Annotated in this window: 18 protein-coding genes; 8 read left to right on the top strand and 10 right to left on the bottom strand. The window is 38.5% G+C overall.

Features of this window, described 5'->3' with window-relative positions; translation table 11 throughout:
- Positions 1-210: 210 nt before the first annotated feature.
- The 5 genes from E0409_RS15205 to rubA all read right to left on the bottom strand — a co-directional run bounded on the left by E0409_RS15205 (position 211) and on the right by rubA (position 4,644).
- Positions 211-840 carry a response regulator gene (locus tag E0409_RS15205; protein ID WP_131292201.1) on the bottom strand — a complete coding sequence of 210 codons (630 nt, stop codon included), beginning with the start codon at positions 838-840 and terminating at the stop codon, positions 211-213.
- A gap of 478 nt (positions 841-1,318) precedes the next feature.
- Positions 1,319-2,224, bottom strand: a complete 906-nt coding sequence (oxyR, locus tag E0409_RS15200; RefSeq protein ID WP_131292199.1) for a LysR family transcriptional regulator OxyR — start codon at positions 2,222-2,224, stop codon at positions 1,319-1,321.
- Between the two features lie 6 nt (positions 2,225-2,230).
- On the bottom strand, positions 2,231-3,175 hold the full coding sequence (estB, locus tag E0409_RS15195; RefSeq protein ID WP_131292197.1) for an esterase EstB: 945 nt from the start codon (positions 3,173-3,175) through the stop codon (positions 2,231-2,233).
- A gap of 56 nt (positions 3,176-3,231) precedes the next feature.
- The gene (locus tag E0409_RS15190) at positions 3,232-4,410 is read right to left on the bottom strand and encodes an NAD(P)/FAD-dependent oxidoreductase (protein WP_131292195.1); all 1,179 of its coding nucleotides are present in this window, start codon (positions 4,408-4,410) and stop codon (positions 3,232-3,234) included.
- A 69-nt stretch (positions 4,411-4,479) separates the two neighbouring features.
- On the bottom strand, positions 4,480-4,644 hold the full coding sequence (gene rubA / locus E0409_RS15185) for a rubredoxin RubA (RefSeq protein ID WP_067723781.1): 165 nt from the start codon (positions 4,642-4,644) through the stop codon (positions 4,480-4,482).
- A gap of 533 nt (positions 4,645-5,177) precedes the next feature.
- Here rubA and E0409_RS15180 point away from each other — a divergent pair.
- Positions 5,178-5,720, top strand: coding sequence for an adenine phosphoribosyltransferase (locus E0409_RS15180; RefSeq protein ID WP_131292193.1), 543 nt, complete (start codon positions 5,178-5,180; stop codon positions 5,718-5,720).
- Positions 5,721-5,764: 44 nt separating this feature from the next.
- Here the strand turns inward: E0409_RS15180 and E0409_RS15175 are convergent, their stop codons facing one another.
- On the bottom strand, positions 5,765-6,271 hold the full coding sequence (locus tag E0409_RS15175) for a YqiA/YcfP family alpha/beta fold hydrolase (protein ID WP_131292191.1): 507 nt from the start codon (positions 6,269-6,271) through the stop codon (positions 5,765-5,767).
- A 300-nt stretch (positions 6,272-6,571) separates the two neighbouring features.
- Here E0409_RS15175 and E0409_RS15170 point away from each other — a divergent pair, with 300 nt between their 5' ends.
- Together E0409_RS15170 and lysS are read left to right on the top strand one after the other, a co-directional pair.
- Positions 6,572-7,009 (top strand): SRPBCC family protein, encoded by a 438-nt coding sequence (locus tag E0409_RS15170; RefSeq protein ID WP_131292189.1) that lies wholly within the window; start codon positions 6,572-6,574, stop codon positions 7,007-7,009.
- Between the two features lie 125 nt (positions 7,010-7,134).
- Positions 7,135-8,661, top strand: a complete 1,527-nt coding sequence (lysS, locus tag E0409_RS15165; RefSeq protein ID WP_131292187.1) for a lysine--tRNA ligase — start codon at positions 7,135-7,137, stop codon at positions 8,659-8,661.
- 366 nt (positions 8,662-9,027) lie between these two features.
- On the opposite strand, the gene trpS is transcribed toward lysS, so the two are convergent.
- Entirely contained in the window at positions 9,028-10,041 is a 1,014-nt protein-coding gene (trpS, locus tag E0409_RS15160; RefSeq protein ID WP_086193664.1) for a tryptophan--tRNA ligase, read from the bottom strand.
- Between the two features lie 196 nt (positions 10,042-10,237).
- On the opposite strand from trpS, the gene E0409_RS15155 reads away from it, so the two are divergent.
- Together E0409_RS15155 and ypfJ are read left to right on the top strand one after the other, a co-directional pair.
- The gene (locus E0409_RS15155; protein ID WP_131292185.1) at positions 10,238-11,164 is read left to right on the top strand and encodes a DUF808 domain-containing protein; all 927 of its coding nucleotides are present in this window, start codon (positions 10,238-10,240) and stop codon (positions 11,162-11,164) included.
- A gap of 51 nt (positions 11,165-11,215) precedes the next feature.
- Positions 11,216-12,121: a KPN_02809 family neutral zinc metallopeptidase gene (gene ypfJ, locus E0409_RS15150; RefSeq protein ID WP_131292183.1), complete on the top strand. Its 906-nt coding sequence runs from the start codon at positions 11,216-11,218 to the stop codon at positions 12,119-12,121.
- A gap of 48 nt (positions 12,122-12,169) precedes the next feature.
- On the opposite strand, the gene E0409_RS15145 is transcribed toward ypfJ, so the two are convergent.
- Positions 12,170-12,727 carry a hypothetical protein gene (locus E0409_RS15145; RefSeq protein ID WP_131292181.1) on the bottom strand — a complete coding sequence of 186 codons (558 nt, stop codon included), beginning with the start codon at positions 12,725-12,727 and terminating at the stop codon, positions 12,170-12,172.
- Between the two features lie 235 nt (positions 12,728-12,962).
- On the opposite strand from E0409_RS15145, the gene E0409_RS15140 reads away from it, so the two are divergent.
- Both E0409_RS15140 and E0409_RS15135 read left to right on the top strand, forming a co-directional pair.
- Complete coding sequence (locus E0409_RS15140) at positions 12,963-14,462, top strand: cation:proton antiporter (RefSeq protein WP_131292179.1); 1,500 nt, start codon at positions 12,963-12,965, stop codon at positions 14,460-14,462.
- 83 nt (positions 14,463-14,545) lie between these two features.
- Positions 14,546-14,881, top strand: coding sequence for an MGMT family protein (locus E0409_RS15135; RefSeq protein ID WP_131292177.1), 336 nt, complete (start codon positions 14,546-14,548; stop codon positions 14,879-14,881).
- 71 nt (positions 14,882-14,952) lie between these two features.
- On the opposite strand, the gene E0409_RS15130 is transcribed toward E0409_RS15135, so the two are convergent.
- On the bottom strand, positions 14,953-15,393 hold the full coding sequence (locus E0409_RS15130) for a universal stress protein (protein ID WP_131292175.1): 441 nt from the start codon (positions 15,391-15,393) through the stop codon (positions 14,953-14,955).
- 323 nt (positions 15,394-15,716) lie between these two features.
- Between E0409_RS15130 and E0409_RS15125 the strand changes: the two genes are divergently transcribed.
- Positions 15,717-17,156: a KAP family P-loop NTPase fold protein gene (locus tag E0409_RS15125; RefSeq protein ID WP_131292173.1), complete on the top strand. Its 1,440-nt coding sequence runs from the start codon at positions 15,717-15,719 to the stop codon at positions 17,154-17,156.
- Here the strand turns inward: E0409_RS15125 and E0409_RS15120 are convergent.
- Positions 17,153-17,770 carry a CatB-related O-acetyltransferase gene (locus E0409_RS15120; protein ID WP_131292203.1) on the bottom strand — a complete coding sequence of 206 codons (618 nt, stop codon included), beginning with the start codon at positions 17,768-17,770 and terminating at the stop codon, positions 17,153-17,155. The genes E0409_RS15125 and E0409_RS15120 overlap by 4 nt on opposite strands.
- Positions 17,771-18,059 lie beyond the last annotated feature (289 nt).

Genomic DNA, 18,059 nt, shown 5'->3' with positions numbered 1-18,059 from the left:
CAAAATCTTGTCGTAAGACTGGTTTAATTAACTGATGAAATACGGTATTCTGATGTGACAAAACCTGAATCCTGGTCGTTAAAGTGTTTGTTTGCACTCATATTTTAACTGTTCGGACTCAGGTTTTTTTATTTAAATCAAACTATGGGACAGCAGTGGTCTTTGGACTCCCTTATTTTTATGCGATGGAAAGATTGAAAATAAAAAGATCTAATTTTTTAAGCAGGCAATTTTCCGATAAGTGCTTTTAATATTACCTTCAATTTTATAAAGAGAGGTGAAAGTCTGCTCTGCGACTTGCTGCAGGTTAAGACCTGCTGATACTAAAGTTAAAATTTCATATTCAATTGCGCTTAAATGTATTGGCGTGTTGAGTTGAGCAGTGGATATTATTGGGTTAGATTCTACTTGATGCGACAAAATATATTGCGCTAAAACATGATGGATAGGTGCTCCACCGCGCAGAATGCTTTTAATGTTATTTAAAATTTCTGCTTCAGTATTTTCATGAAAAATATAACCCTGTGCACCTGCTTGAATAGCATCAAACAGTAAAGCTGTCTGGTGTTGCGTTAAGACTGCAATAACATTTGCATCGGGATGGATTTTTTTGAGTTGCCTGATCAATGTAATAGTGGCGGTTTGATCAATAGATAAATCGATTAAAATCAGGTTGGGTAAATGTTGTTGTAAGAGTTGTTCAGCTTCAGTAAGATGATCAGTACTAATAATTAATTCAGCAGGATAGCCTATTCCAACAAGAATGCTCTCTAATAGATGATTAAAGGCGGGTAGATCCTCTATCAACAAGATAGGAACAGGCAACATCAGTTCAGCCACTAGGCTATTCTCACACTGGTTTAGATTTTATTGAGTAACTTTGCTATACAACCCCTCAAAGTACTATCCCAAGAACTAGGGAATTTATCGAATTAAAGTAAATTTAAGTATCTAAAGAATAATAAAGAATTGAAAAACTTGGTCTTATGATGATCTGGAGGTTATTGAGTCTTTTTGTTCAAAGCGTATTGATTTTTACCCATTAAGAAAAAAGCACTATTTATAAAAATATTCTTCAGTATGAAACATATTTCTGATTATTGGCTGGTTAAGAGTGATATTCCAAATTTTTAAGGGTCTCAATATTTTAATTACGCTATAAGTAATAAGTTGTCTTTTAGCTTTAATCGCTAATCTGTATGGAAAAACTATTTTTTGGATAATTAGCAATGGAATTTATTCGAGCAAAAAAGTGGTCAGGAAGAGAATTGGGCAATAAAAAAAGGAGCAATTGCTCCTTTTAATATATGGCTTGTTTTTAATGCAGATTTTGCGTGATTTTTTGCAAGATTTGCAATAACACATCAAATTCACTTTGCAATGGCGTGCTCTTACGCGTGACCAAAGCGAGCGTGCGACTTGGTGCAGCTTCAATAGATTTAACCACTAAATCTGGGTTCGCTTTAATCATATTGGTATGAATTGCAATTTCAGGAAGCAGGGTAAAGCCTAAATCAGCAGAGACCATTTCAACCAATGTAGGTAGTGAACTTGCTTTTAAACGATGATCATTTTTACGTTCGCCAATTGGGCATGCACTTAAAACATGATTACGTAAACAGTGACCTTCTTCAAGTAACACTAAACGTGATAAATCTAAATCATCTAGAACTTTGGCATTGTGCGCATTTTGATCGGCTTTATGGTGAACTAAATAAAGATTTTCTTTAGCGATTTCAGCAACTTTTAAACCACGAGTGTCAAAAGGTAGTGCCAAAACGATCATGTCCAGATTGCCGTGTTCTAGTTTTTCGACAATTTTTTCGCTTTGGGCTTCATGTAAATGCAATTGAATTTTAGGAAGCTGTTTATGCACTTCATCTAAAAGTTGCGACAAAATGAAAGGTGCAATGGTGGGGATAATCCCTAAATGTAAATCACCAGTTAAAGGCTCGCTCATCTCACGACTTAATCGCATCAAGTCTTGAGCATCAGCCAATAAAACACGGGCTCGAGCAACAACCTGTTCTCCTAGCGGAGTTAAACGTACATTTTGGCGGTCGCGTTCAACGAGGACTCCACCTAACAAACGCTCTAACTCCATGATCCCGCCTGACAAAGTCGATTGGGTCACAAATGAACGGCGCGCAGCTTCAGTAAAATGTAGCGTTTCAGACAGTGTAACGAGGTATGACAGCTGTCTTAAAGAGGGTAATGCAGCCATAGTGTCCTAATGTTTTGATTTAAAGTGATCAGCAAATAATCCGCTAAGATATGGAATAAAATGCGGAGGCATATCATGCCCCATTCCATCAATTAATTCAAACTTAGCATCTGTAATTGCCTTTGCAACTGCTTTGCCATGACTCGGTGGCAGTAAACGATCACGAGAGCCATGTACCACAAGGGTAGGTTGCTGAATTTGCTTACTCAATTGTAGCAAAGAACCGGTACATAATATTGCTAAAAATTGTTGAAGTACACCTGCTGGATAATAACTTCGCTGATATAATTTACGTGCGGTCTGAATAATCTCAATTTGGTTGATATATCCAGGTGAACCAATAATGTTAAAAACTTTCACGCTATGATTGACAATGCCTTCTTCATCAGTCGATTCAGGTCGACCGATCAGGCTTAAAAGCTGTCTTGGAAAAGGCGGTGGTAATAACGGCTGATTGTTACTGGTAAACATTAACCCCAGATTGCTGACTTTTTGAGGATGTCGGGCTGCCAGAATCTGTGCAATCATGCCACCCATTGAAGCACCAATCACAGAAACTTGCTCTAATCCCAGATGATCAATCAGTAATGCGGCATCTTCAGCCATATCATATAAATCATAAGGCGCACCTTGATTATCTAAGCCTAAAGCAAAGCGACCCATCAGTTTTAAGGTATTGAGGCGTGGACCTGAATGACGGATTTTTGAAGACAATCCAATGTCACGGTTATCAAAACGAATGACACGATAACCTTGGTCAATCAGTGATTTACAGAAAAAATCGGGCCAAAACAACATCTGTGCACCTAAACCCATAATCAGCATGATTGCAGGATGTTCAGGATTTCCACCCATTTCAACATGCAGCTCTATTCCATTGCTTAAAGTCACTTTAGTTTCGTGCATGAAAGAAGTATAGGGAGAGCCTGTAAAATTGAGTGCGCTATTCATTGTTGTTTTCCTAAAAAAGGACATTCTGTTGAAAAAATGTCCTTTGTATTAAAACCTTAAACTGCTGCAGGAATCAAGTCAGGTACAAGTTTAGTTAGAGCTAAACGTTGTTTTGCCGCAGTAGCACCTAATAGAACAAAACCACGCAAGGTATTTTGACTATCTAAAGCTTTGGCAATCATGCCATCTTCAAGCTCTTCTCTATCCCAGGTCACATCCACACCCATTGGTGCAGGAAGTACGGTCAGGGGGGCAGCAGGAGTTTTAACGGCAACAGGCATCGCTGGATAATGAACATGCGTTTGTTCACCATTTAAAGTTTTCGCTAATGCACGTGCTTGCTGCATGATCGGCATGACATACGGCAAGAGCAAACCGTTCACTTCTGCACAGTCACCAATCGCATAGATATCGGCTTGATTGGTTTCTAAATGACCATTGGTCAAAATACCGCGACTGCAGTGAATATCAGCAGCTTTTGCCAACTCTAAATTCGGCTGTAAGCCAATCGCAGAAAGTACAACATCCGCTATAACAGATTGACCATTGGCTAAAGTAATCTGATAGTCACCCTTTTCAACTTTAATCACTTTTTCAACGGTTGTACCCAGTACAAAGTGGATGCCAATGTCTTCAAGTTTTTCCTGGAAAGAAGCCGCAACATAATCAGGAATAAGACGCCCTAAAGGTTGCGCAGCTAAATCAATCACCGTCACTTGGTGTTCTGTGTTTTGTAAGTCATTGGCAAATTCACAGCCAATCAGACCTGCACCCAGAATCACCACACGTTTATCATGATGTTGATCCAGATTTTTACGGAAGGCTTTGTAGTCATCCAAATTGTTGACCACGTGAATGTCATCACTGCCATCGCCGGCAATCGCTAAGCGAACCGGATTTGCACCCACAGCTAGAACCAGCTTTGAATAGGGTTGAGTCGTTTGTTGTCCATCTTTCTCTAAAACGAGTTGATGTTGGGCAGCTTGAATTTCTTTCACCCAAGTATGCGCTTCAATACGCATCTTCAGTTGATCACTCATTTTGCTGGCATCACCTAAAGCAATTTGCTCAGGTGCTTTTTTTCCGGCTAAAGCATTAGACAGCGTGGGTTTAGCATAGTTTACCGCATCATCTGCACAAATCATGACCAGTTCATGCTCGGGATTTAGCTTACGAAACTCACGCGCTGCAGTATATCCTGCCATACCCGAACCAATGATGACGATAGGATGCATAGTTTTCTCCAAACTGTTTTCTATAAGACCTAAAAAAAGACCATTCATTATGGTCTTTGGTATCAATTGTTAGAATTCAACCATTTCAAAATCAACTTTTGATACACCACAGTCCGGGCAGGTCCAGTCATCTGGGATATCTTCCCATTTTGTACCTGCGACAATACCATCTTGTGGCCAACCTTCAGCTTCGTCATAAATCCATCCACAAACGATGCATTGATACTTTTTCATTTGACTCTCCAAAACACTGACTTTTTAAAAAGTGAAGTCAGTAAAATCCCATACACAGCATGACTCTAGTGATATGACTTTCAAGGTACATATTCAGTCAAATTTTTACGCAGTTCTAGCGTTAATGTAAAGCGAATATCCGAGTTTAATTGGTGAATTTGAAACCAGAATTGCATAGCAGGACAAAACTTGGCATAAAAATAGGTAAATATGATTTTTGTCTCACAATTTAAACTGAATCTGAATTTTAAAATATCTATAAATTAGCGCTGGGTTGAGAAGCACAAGAAATGACTTTATCCAGCTGAAAAGTCAGGTTTAGACTAAGGTCGGGGAGCAAAAATAAGCAGAGTTTGTTAGTTTATGATCAGATAAATCTATATCTAATATTTATTTAAAAAATGAACATAATTAAATCAATTACTTATGATTTACTAACCTGTTTTTCTACCTTATAGGTGTGCTCATTTACTGGTCATGAACGATATAAAGCGTTAAAATTGATATATTCTCCTTTAAATTACTTTTCTCCCATGAGCAATTTGTCTACAACTTTGTGGTCTCACATTCGTACTGTCCAAGATTTCCCTAAACCGGGTATTTGCTTCTTCGATTTAACCCCATTATTCATGAGTAATATTGGGCCGTTAACCGATGCTTTAATTGCCAGTATTCCTGCTGAAAAACTGGAACAAGTAGACAGTTTTGTTGCTGTAGAAGCACGTGGTTTTGTACTTGCAAGTTTGTTGGCTCAGCGTTTGGGCAAAGGCTTATTACTTGTTCGTAAAGCAGGGAAATTACCACCACCGGTTGTGGGTGTAGGGTATAGCCTGGAATATGGTATGGACCGTTTGGAAATGTCAGCGAATATCGAAGCACAAAAAATTATTATTGTGGATGATGTTTTGGCAACTGGCGGTACTTTAAAAGCGGTGAAACAGCTGGTAGACAAATGCAATCATGAAATTTTGGGAGCGAGCATTTTCCTTGATTTACCTGATTTGCACAGTGACTTAGGTTTAGATATTTGGTCTGTGTTGGATGATAAATCTCAGCCAGAACAAGAAGTCGCTTAATCGATTTCATGAAATAAAAAAGCCTTGGTTAAACCAAGGCTTTTTTATTTTTTTAGAAAATGCGTTTGCATATGTTGAATTAAACCATTGATGTTTTCTGGACTGGCTAAACGGTGATGTCCACCTTCTAAGGCTTGAACGATCATATAGGGTTCGAGCTGTTCTTGAACGGCATACATATCCAGTATTTCATCGCCTAATTCTAAATAGGCAATTTGCGCAATGTCATGTTCCAGATCTTCTTCATTAATTGGAGGGTAGTCTTCACGAAAATTTGGACTTAAGCTTGGATTGGCAATCACCGTTGGAATTTTACATAAGGCCGACATTTTTAATGCCCAATACGCGCCTAAGCTGTGTCCGACTAGAATTTCAGGTTTAATTTTGGCAATAATATCGCGATAAAAATCAGCGACAGTTTGAAAATTTAGATTGCGATAATCTATATCGATGCAATATTTTTGATTGGCATCAATGGCATGGAAGTTAGTGGATTCACGAGAGGAATCTAATCCATGTAAAAATAAGATTTTCGAAGTGCATGTATTCATTGTTTTATAGTTCACACTGTTTTTTTCACAAAGATGGAAAAAGTTGAATAGTTTCCTTTTCAACCATTTTGCTCAAATTATTGTAGGTGACTATGAGGAATAAGGAAGTTAGCTTTTGGTCTAAGGCATGAATTCAAGCAAACCCAATAAAGCCACTTACAAAATAAATTATTGTTTAAAAATATAGAGATAAAAGAATAAAATTGTTTATCTCATAAGCAATAACAAAAGCTGCGTATCATGCAAAAATAAATTTGGATAGCTTGGTATTTATAAGATGAATTTGAGCGGGGTGAGCCTATGGAAATTTTAAATTATGAAATTTTGATTAACGCTTCCCCACAAAAGGTTTGGCGGATTTTGTGGGATCCAGACACTTATACCGAATGGACACAATATTTTGCTCCGGGCTCATCTATGCATTCCGATTGGCAAGTGAATGGACAAACTGTTTTTCTCGATGCCAATGGCGATGGCATGATTTCGACCATTACCGAACTCGAAGAATTTAAACTCGTGACTTTTAAACACCTGGGTATGCTGGAAGATGGAATTGAGGATTTAGACAGTGAAGACGTGAAAAAGTGGAGTGGTGTTTTAGAAAAGTATGTTCTTAAGGATTTAAATGGATCAACCAAGCTGAGCGTAGAACTGGAAACCTCCAAACAACATGTAGAATTGGTGAATAATGGCTTAAAAAAAGGCTTTGAGATTGTCAAACAATTAGCCGAAGCTTAAAATATAAATCAGAGAAAGTGCTGTTTAGCAAATCAATGCTTTTGTTTGGCAATAAGTCATACGAAATTTTTGCTAAATCTGCTATCCTATGCAACTTCCGTTTTTTACACATATTCGAGGCAGAGATGACGCAACATAACGCTCAATCGACTTCTGAACCACAAATTTCCGAAAACGATTTAATTGCACAGCGTCATGCCAAGTTAAAGCATATTGAAAAACACGCTAAGGAAAAGGGAACCAGCCCTTGGCCGAACACATTCAAGCGTGAACATTACGCTCAAGACTTACAAGAACAATTTGCTGATAAGTCTAAAGAAGAAATTGAAGCTGGTGAAAAGGTTTATGTAAAAGTTGCTGGTCGTGTGATGTTGAACCGTGGTTCATTCATCGTGATTCAAGACATGACTGGTCGTATTCAACTGTATGTTGCACGTAAAGAATTAGATCCAGAAGTCCTGGCGACCATTAAAGGTTTAGACCTTGGCGATATTATTGCGGTTGAAGGTTATATTGGTCGTTCGGGTAAAGGCGATCTGTATGTTCATATCGAATATTTCGAGCTTTTAACCAAATCACTTCGTCCACTTCCAGACAAATTCCATGGTTTAAGCGATACAGAAATGAAGTATCGTAAACGCTATCTTGATTTGATGGTGAACGACGAAACACGTAAAACTTTTGAAATTCGTGCCAAAGTGGTTGCGGGTATGCGTGAGTATTTAGCCAATGAGCGCTTCATGGAAGTTGAAACTCCAATGATGCATGTGATTCCGGGTGGTGCTTCTGCGCGTCCATTTGAAACACATCATAATGCGCTTGATATGCCTTTGTTCTTACGTATTGCGCCTGAGCTTTATTTAAAACGTTTGGTTGTGGGTGGTTTTGAACGTGTATTCGAAATTAACCGTAACTTCCGTAATGAAGGTGTTTCGACTCGTCATAACCCAGAATTCACCATGATCGAATTCTACCAAGCCTATGCAGATTACAAAGATTTGATGGCTTTGACTGAAAATATGCTTGAAAAATTGGCGATCGACATTTTGGGTACGACAGACGTGCCTTATCAAGGTGAAGTATTCAGCTTCAAAGGTCCATTCAAAAAAATCTCAATGGTGGATGCGATTCTTGAACATAACCCACAATTCACACTAGAAAATGTGGCTGATCGTGAATTCTTGGCTAAATTTATTGAAGAAGAATTGAAAGAAAAAGTAAAACCTGGTTTTGGTCTAGGCAAACTTCAAACCATCGTATTTGAGGAAACGGTTGAGACCAAACTTCGTCAACCTACTTTCATTACAGAATACCCGGCGGAAACTTCACCGCTTGCACGTCGCAATGACACCAATTCACACATTACAGACCGTTTTGAGTTCTTTATTGGTGGTCGTGAATTGGCGAATGGTTTCTCGGAATTAAATGATCCGATTGACCAGGCTGAACGTTTCCAGGCGCAAGTTGCCGAGAAAGATGCAGGTGATGATGAAGCGATGCATTACGATGCGGACTTCATTGAAGCACTTGAATATGGTCTTCCTCCAACAGCGGGTGAAGGTATTGGTATTGACCGCTTAGTGATGTTATTTGCTGATGCAGCAAGTATTCGTGACGTGATTTTATTCCCGCATATGCGTCATAAAAACTAAGTTGTGTTAAAATAAAAAACCCGCTTTAGAGCGGGTTTTTTATTTTAAAGACAGAATAAATGCCAGTCTGAATAAGTATGATGATAGTTATAATATTGCAGATAAAAAAATACGCAATGATTGGGGTGACCACTGCGTAGAACAACGAATCTGTTTGCACAGTTTCGGTTAAGGAGAATGTTAGAACTCTAATGAGGTCTAAGCATTAAGGGTATAATAAAATGAATGATGAGTCATTTCATGAGGCTTTGAGTAAAGTTGTGTTAATTCAGGTTAATAACGATTGGTAAGTGTCATTTGTTGCTCATTATTTTGGCATAAAAAAGCCCTTTTATTAAAAAAGGGCTTTTCCTGTTTTAGGTGCTTTTAGAAATGAAAAACACCTAGTCCTGCTTTAACTTCATCCAGGGTTTGCTGGGTAATATCGCGACATTTATCGGTGCCGGTTTTTAAGATATCCATGATGTAATCAGGATCTTTTTGAAGCTCCATACGACGTTCGCGAATAGGCGTAATCAATTCTTTTAAAATCCCTTCAAGACGTTTTTTCACCGTACCATCACCTAAACCACCACGACGATAATGTGCTTTTAACTCTTCAAGTTCTTCTTTATTGGTATCGAAAGCATCTAGATAAGTAAATACCACGTTACCTTCAACCTGACCTGGATCTTCAACACGAAGATGGTTCGGGTCGGTATACATCGCATTGACTGCTTTTTTGATGTCTTTATCAGAAGCATCCAGCACAATGGTATTGCCCAAAGATTTCGACATTTTCGCCTTACCGTCAAAACCCGGTAAACGACCGACATTTGAAAGCAGTGCTTTACATTCTGGAAGCAAGTCATGACCAATTTGACGGTTTAAACGACGAACGATCTCGTTGGTTTGTTCAATCATTGGAATCTGGTCTTCACCCACAGGGACAACCGTTGCTTTAAAAGCGGTGATGTCAGCGGCTTGTGCTACAGGGTAGCAAAGGAAACCAGCTGGAATATCACGTTCAAAACCACGCATCTGAATTTCAGATTTAATGGTCGGGTTGCGTTCTAAACGTGACACAGTCACAAAGTTTAAATACAACATCGTCAGTTCATTCAATGCAGGCAAGCATGATTGAACACAAATCGTTGTTTTGGTTGGGTCAATACCCACGGCTAAATAGTCGGTTGCCACTTCAATAATATTGCGACGTACTTTCTCGAAGTTATCCGCGTTATCGGTTAAAGCTTGAGCATCAGCAAGAAGGAGATGTTGATGGTGAGAATCCTGTAAACCTACGCGTGAACGTAAAGAACCCACAAAATGACCTAAATGAAGTTGTCCGGTTGGGCGGTCGCCAGTCAAAATAACAGGACGATTGTCTTGATTACTCATTATCTCTCTATTCCAAAGTAGTTAGCACTACACGTATATGCTGATGAATGGCCTTATTGTACGGCATAATGTTTTTGAATGTCAGGCACAATGAAAACACAAGATAGAAAAAATAAGAATAATTTAATGAAGTTGATACAGTTTTTTTAAATATTTATCTTTAAAATACAAGATAGAAACTTTAAGGAAAACAAGAATGGCGAGTAGCTTATTAATATTATTAGATGATATTGCGACTGTTTTAGACGACGTTGCTGTCATGAGTAAAATGGCGGCAAAAAAAACCGCAGGGGTATTGGGTGATGATCTGGCACTCAATGCCCAACAGGTGAGTGGTGTGCGTGCGGAGCGTGAACTTCCTGTGGTTTGGGGCGTTGCCAAAGGCTCTTTCGTTAATAAGCTGATTCTTGTTCCTCTAGCCTTATTGATTAGTGTGGTCGCACCGTGGCTCATCAATCCTTTATTAATGATTGGTGGTTTGTTTCTATGTTATGAAGGCGTGGAAAAAGTGCTGCACAGTTTGCAGCATAAAAAAGCCAAGACCGAAGAGGCTGCTGAAGCGGAATTAACCGCCATTGAAACCGATTTGGCAAAGTTCGAGAAAGAAAAAGTCAAAGGTGCAATTCGTACCGACTTTATATTGTCTGCTGAAATTGTGGTGATTTCCTTGGGTACAGTTGCGACTGCTGCTTTTGGTACTAAAGTCATGGTGCTTTCAGCGATTGCAATTTTAATGACGGTGGGTGTGTATGGTTTTGTTGCCATGATTGTCAAAATTGATGATCTGGGATTGTACTTAACTGAGCAGGCATCGAGTTTCAAGCAAAGCATTGGACGTGGTTTACTGGCTTTTGCACCAAAACTGATGAAAACCCTGACCATTGTCGGAACCATTGCGATGTTCCTAGTCGGTGGCGGGATTATTACCCATACCATTCCGTGGTTTCATCATTTAACTGAAAATTCTGTTGATCAAGTGCAACACATTCCAGCGATTGGAAATATTATCGGTGCACTTACCCCAACTTTAATCAATCTTGGCATTGGTTTTGTTGCGGGCTTATTGGTTTTATTGGTGGTTACAAGCATTCAAAAGTTTTGGCCGAAATCAAAACAGGCTTAATCACAAAAGCTCGCTAAAATAAGCTAAAAGCCAACTATAAGGAATATCACTATGCGCTGGAAAGGACGTCGTGTAAGTTCAAATGTGGAAGACCGCCGCGGTGGAGCCGGAGCTAAAGCAGGTGGTATTAGTATTTTAGGTCTTATCGTTGCTTTTGTAGCCTGGAAGTTTTTTGGCGTTGACCCTCAGCAAGCCTATCAGGCAACCAAGCAGGTCACCTCCCAATCACAACCGGCTGAAACTAGGGGGCTGGATAATCCCACCCCGGAACAGCAAGAAGCGATGGATTTTGTCGGGACGGTTTTGGCTGATACAGAGGATACCTGGACTCAAGTATTCCAGCAGCAATTGGACGCGAAGTATGTCGCCCCTAAACTGGTGATGTTCAGTGGCGTGGTGAATTCAGGCTGTGGTACGGCACAATCTGCGATGGGTCCTTTTTATTGTCCAGCAGATCAAAAAGTGTATATCGATACGACTTTCTTTAAAGATATGCGTCAGCAAATGGGCATTTCCGGTGAGCAGAACAGCACCGAACTTTCACGTCAAGATCAGGCAGGTGATTTTGCTCAAGCCTATGTGGTTGCGCATGAAGTAGGGCATCATCTGCAAACCCTGTTAGGTATTTCAGATCAAGTGCAAAAAGCCCGTGCTCAATCCAGTGCAGTACAAGGCAATCAACTCTCTGTACGGCAGGAATTACAAGCGGACTGCTTTGCAGGAATTTGGGCGCATCATAATCAGCAACGTACCCAATTCTTGGAACAAGGTGATATTGAAGAAGCGATGGATGCAGCGCATAAAATTGGTGATGACTATTTACAGAAACGTTCGACAGGACAGGTGGTTCCAGACAGCTTTACCCATGGCAGTAGTGAGCAGCGCATGAAATGGTTTCAAACAGGTTTGAAGTCAGGTCAGATCAATGATTGCGATACCTTCAATCAAGCCATTTAAATAGAATAAAAAAAGAGGATTTTAAATCCTCTTTTTTTATTTTGATTTTTAGCGCGTTAAAAACTTTTTGAAGTTGCGGATAATTCGAATGGAGACGTAAAGTGCCGCAAGTGCAAACAGAACAATACTAAAAACAATATATTTTAAACTGGCAATATCCGCCTGATAAAACTGCTGAATTTGTTGGGTAGAATAAGACCATTGTTGCTGTTTATGAGTGCGGCTATCTTGATAGCGGATATTTTCAATATAATGCTGCTGACCTACTTTTAACAGGTCTAACTGCTGTATTTGTCGGGTATGTGACTGGTTATATTCATCTGTACAAATATCTTGCAGATAATGTTCGCAGTTTAATTTAGCAATATAACCATTCTGGGCAATCACAATAAAAATCGCTTGATCCGGTCGCTTATTATTGGACACTAAAACCAATTGTTCTTGATCGGTCGATTTGAGTGAAATGTGTTTTGCTTGCTGGAAAGCTTGATCAGCTTGTAAAATTTCTTTGCTTTTTGAATAGGCACTGAAAAACAAAGCCAAGGTAATGAGAAAAATCACAACTGCAAAAAAAAGTCGAAATATTGTTTTAACTGTTTGATGCATGAATAAATTCAACTTAATGTGGAGAATGAAGAAAGTGTTGCTACACTAAATGTTCAGATGTCTGTCTATGTTAAATCATTGCTAAAAATATGTAAAAAAACTTAACTATTTTGTTTGCTCTACAAAAAATCGTTAAACTGATTCAGTTAATAAATGCTATCTAATGAAATATTTTACTTGGAAATAGTTGGATGAATTCGCTTTATTCCAATGCATCGCTAAAATTGGAACTTTAATGGGAAATTTCTTTTTTCTTCAGGTCTTTACTGTCATTTTTGCACTTTCTATTGCCACGACAATTTTTAATAAGCGTATCTTGGGGTTCCCGCAAGCCATTGGTGTACCAATTGTCTCGGCGATCTTTGTCTTTATTTTACAATGGGGCGCAAGCTTACTCAGTGGTAATCAGTTTATAACAATTAACATTCACAATATTGAAGAAGCGGTTCGTCATATTGATTTTTATGACTTTTTAATTAACGGGGTGATTTGTTTTATCCTGACATCTTCCGCTTTAAAATTCAAAGTGTCCGATTTAAAAAGCCACTGGAAGCCTATTAGTATCTTGGCCAGTATTGCGCTGGTGCTTTGTGCGGTCTTTTTTGGCGTCACTTTATATGGGTATCAATTCCTGATAGGCAAACATGTCGATTTACTGGTTTTACTGTTATTAGGTGCTGCACTTGGGGCAACGGATCCGATTGGGGTAAAAGCTGTTTTAAGTTCGGTACGCGCACCTCATCATCTGATTGTGAAACTTGAAGGCGAATCACTGTTTAATGATGCCATGTGTATCGCCGTGTTCATGACCTTACTGAATGTATTACAGGGCGAACACTTTACCATTATTGGTACTTTAGAAACCTTACTCTATGAGATAGTGGTTGCAATCATCATTGGTTGGGGCTTTGGTCTGGGGATTTTAAGATTGCTTCGTGGTAAACATGAAATGGAATCTTTGATCTTAACCACAGCATTATTGGCATGTGGTTCATATTTAGTGGCGTTATTTGCGCATGCGTCTGCACCGATTGCCTGTGTGATTGGTGGTTTGGTGGTAGGGAATAAGTGGAAAGAAATTTTACAAGAACGTGAAATTCGTGAAGTAAACCATTTTTGGCATACCGTTGAAGGCATTATCAATTCATTCCTGTTTACATTGATTGGTCTGGAACTGTTTATTCTAGATTTAAGCATCAGTTTGATTCTGGGAGGTATCGTCGCGTTCTTTATTCTGCATGCTTCGCGTTTTGCTGCAAACTATTTGTCATTTGCCTTTTTCCCTAGTTTTCGCAATAAAAGTTATAACGGTAGTTTGACCATTTTATCGTGGGGCGGGGTACGTGGAGGGATCTCACTTGCCCTGATCCTGGCGGTTGCGAACGTTCCTGAACTGAGTGAATATAGCAGTATCTTAATTGGTTATACCTTTATTGCGGTATTACTTTCCGGTTTAGTCTGTGGGCTGGGTTTGCCCGCTGTCATGAATGCGTTCTATTACAACCCGAATGAAGAGACGACGGGTTTTAAAGGTTGGTATCAACGCATGTGTCACAAAATCAACCGGAAAGGTTTCCAGTATATTGTCGGTGAGGATGCCAATGGTCATGAAACCATTACGGTTTATAATCCGGATGCCTTAATTGATGAGAAAGCTGAAGATGGTGTTGCGGTTATGCATAATCCGGAAAAGGTACAGGTCGTAAAACGCTTAGAAAGTCCAGACAATTTCTAATTGTAAAGCCCTGATAAAGGAAGCCTTTTTAAAGGGCTTTTTTTATGCTCGAAAGTTCAAATTGGATGATTTAAGGATAATCTATGTCACAACATTACAATCGTTCTAGTGATGAATTAGCCCATCAAATCTTGCAGGTGGTTGCTCTCATTCCTTATGGGAAAGTGGCTTCGTACGGACAAATCGCAAAGATGGCAGGGTTGCCGAAACATGCGCGTTTAGTGGGATATGTTTTAAAGCATCTGGATGCTGATGCAAAAATTCCTTGGCATCGAGTGATAAATTCGCAAGGGAAAATTAGCCTAAGTAAATTGGATGATCGTGGTGACAATATTCAACGCTTGAAATTATTGGAAGAAGGCGTGATGGTGATTGGAGATAAAATTAATTTAAAACAATATCAATGGATGAGTGATTGATAACAGCAATAAATGCTTTGGAGTTAGTAATTCCCACCTTTAGAAAAAGATGGGAAAGGCCAAGCTAATGATTATTCACGCACAATCAGTACAGGAATATGTGATTCACCCAATAGGCTTTGTGCGACACTGCCGAGGAATAGTTTTTTGAAGCCGGTACGACCATGAGAACCAATGATAATCAGGTCTGCATGACTGTCTTCTGCTGCTTTGACAATTTCACGATGAACCACTTGTCCTTCCAGTAGTTTTGTTTCTACTTCAACTCCTTGTTCATGAAACTTTGCTTTTGCAGCCTCAAGCGACTCTACAATTGCTGTACGAGCGCGTTCAATTAAATCATTTGTTTGATTGGCCGAGATATATTCCGCTGCGATATAGGGGTCGAGTGACAAAACTTGAACCACTGTAACTTTACTGCCAAATGCTTTAGCAAACTCAACCGCTTTTGCTACCGCTGCATATGCAGTTTCTGAACCGTCAACTGGAACAAGAATATTGTGATAAGCCATGGGGAATTTCTCCTTATAATCATTACTTAAATAGATGCTTTTAGCATTATGATTTATTGTGTATTAAAACAAGTTAAAACTTGATGCTGGTTGTATTTCCGATAAAACAAAACCTAGTAATTTCATAGGGATATTTTACTTCCCAAAAAGATTTCATAATTTAATCTAACATGGATTGGTTAGGAAATTAGAGGGTTTAAAACTAAAGTATGATGAAATTGTAAGCAGATTTTTAATTTGAAATTATATGTAAAAAAACAGGCAAACTGCCTTTGAGAATTGTCATATCATATGTGTAGTAACTTATTAATAATGAATTAGAAATGACTGAAATAAAGCAATTGAATTGGCAGCGTGATAATTTCGAAAATATTGAAGAAGCGTGGCAAGGTGATCTTTGGGAGAGAAAGCGTTTAGGAATTCAGCTTACAAATTATGTTGATCGTTTGCAGTGTGGTGCTGTATTGGCATTGGATGCACGTTGGGGTGAAGGTAAAACGTGGTTTGTACGGCATTGGGCGAAACATTTAAGTGAAACAGGGCATAACATTATTTATTTGGATGCTTTTGAAAATGACTATTTAGAAGATCCTTTTCTGGTAATTTCATCTGAAATTACAGCATGTTTAGAAAAAGATGAGAATGTTGATCAATCTTATATTGATAACTTTAAGCGACATGCTGTAGCTGCTTATCAAGCGCTGCTACCAACTTTGCCGAAAGTGTTAATAAGTCTAGGGTTGAACCTCGTAAGTGGTGGAATATTAGGTACAGCTATTCAAGGTATGCATGAAGCTACGAAAGATATTACAGGCAACTTAACAGATAGTATGGGAGAAAAAATAAAGGAAAGTATCGAAGAAAAAATTGAATCACATGAGGCGGAAAAACAAAGTTTAAAATCTTTTAAAAAGGTGTTAATGGAATTAGCTGAAAAACAGGCTGAAAGCCAGAACAATGAAAAGAAGCCATTAATTTTTATTATTGACGAACTTGATCGCTGTCGGCCTGATTTTGCAATTCGATTAATTGAGCGTATTAAACATTTTTTTGATATTCCTAAAATTGTGTTTGTTCTAGTGATGGATAAATCTCAATTTTCTAAAGTTGTTTGCCATAATTATGGCTATGATGAAACACTCGGTGAAGAATATCTAGATAAGTTTGTTGATTTTACAGTGAGATTAAATTCATTGTCTCCTGACCTCATTGATAATTTGAAGATAAATATATTTAATATTTTTGAGCATTTAGGGATAGATTTAAACCATCAAAATCTTGAGGGCTGTATAGAACTTATAGATTTTTACGTAGGAGAAAAAGAATTATCTAAGAGAGCAATTTCAAAATTAGCAAGTCAGTTTGCATTACTCTATTCTGATAGTTTTGATAGTTATAAAAATCAATTATTGATAATGTTTTTATTGAATCCTACATTTCTTTTAAAAGGTAATACTTCTTTGGAGTTACTTAAAACTTTATTAGATCAAATGGATAATTATATTCAGTCGAATAAAGATGATTTTGAAAAATACCATAGTGAAAATTATAGGGCTGATACCCATACTACAGTATTAATGAGAAAGGCAAATTTCTTTCAAGAAGAACTTGGAATTTTGATTTTTATTCAATTAGTTGAATATTATGAACAGTCAGTTAACTCACAGAAAAAGTTTAGCGCTATATCAGTTAGAAATCTTAGACCAACAAATAATACGGATTTTCATAGTGGATGGAAAAACTACATATTTGGAGGAATTTAATTTTCAAAAAAAGAAATTAATGCTTCCACATCATCCGTCTGCAACTGCTCACGCATCTTTAAAAACTGCTTTTCATCCAAATCATAGATTTTAAGCGAAAGTAGTTTTTGGATATCTTTTTCAGGGAAGCGATATTTAATAATTTGGGCAGGTACGCCACCTACAACTGCATAAGGTGGCACATCTTTTGTAACCACAGCACCCGTTGCCACCACAGCACCTTCGCCTAGCGTAACACCTTGCATAATCATGGCGCGTGAGCCAATCCAGCAACCATCACCAATGACAGTGTTGCCGGCAGGCACAAAACTGCGTGTATCGAAGGGAAATGCTGAAATCCAGTCAGTACGGTGTAATTGGTTGCCACCCATCATAATTACGCATTCAGCGCCAAAACAGACAAAATTGCCGATATAAAGCTGATCAATCGGTTTCTCTACCGTTGCAGGCTTGTCATGCAGATAACGCACTACACAGCGCTCAAATCCTTGATCCCAATAAGCACTGTAATAACTGTAATTTCCCTTAATGTGAATATTCGGATTTTTCACCGTTTTAGAGATGAATTCGAATTCACACCAGTGTTTAACAGGGGAATTGATCAGATTATCCATAGAGAAATGTGCGGTGTGGGAGGTTGAGGGATTATAGCTGAATTTCATAACTTCTCCCTAGCCATCTCCTTTAAGGCATAGGTATCTACACAATTCTCATGTTTTGCGTTAAATTGAGGAGCATGCTCTTCAATTTAACATCTCTGGCTTAGATCTGCGTCTTATTAAACGCTACAATAGCCTTGTAAAGCTCAATATGAATCCTCTAGCTTCACTTGCTCCTGCAATTAAAGATATTGCCTCTGCCCAAAAAACGAGTTTCGCAACCACACAGGCAGTTTGGCGATTC

It is taken from the genome of Acinetobacter sp. ANC 4862, from assembly GCF_004336635.1.
Lineage (GTDB): Bacteria > Pseudomonadota > Gammaproteobacteria > Pseudomonadales > Moraxellaceae > Acinetobacter.
This window is presented reverse-complemented; position numbering and strand designations above follow the sequence as displayed.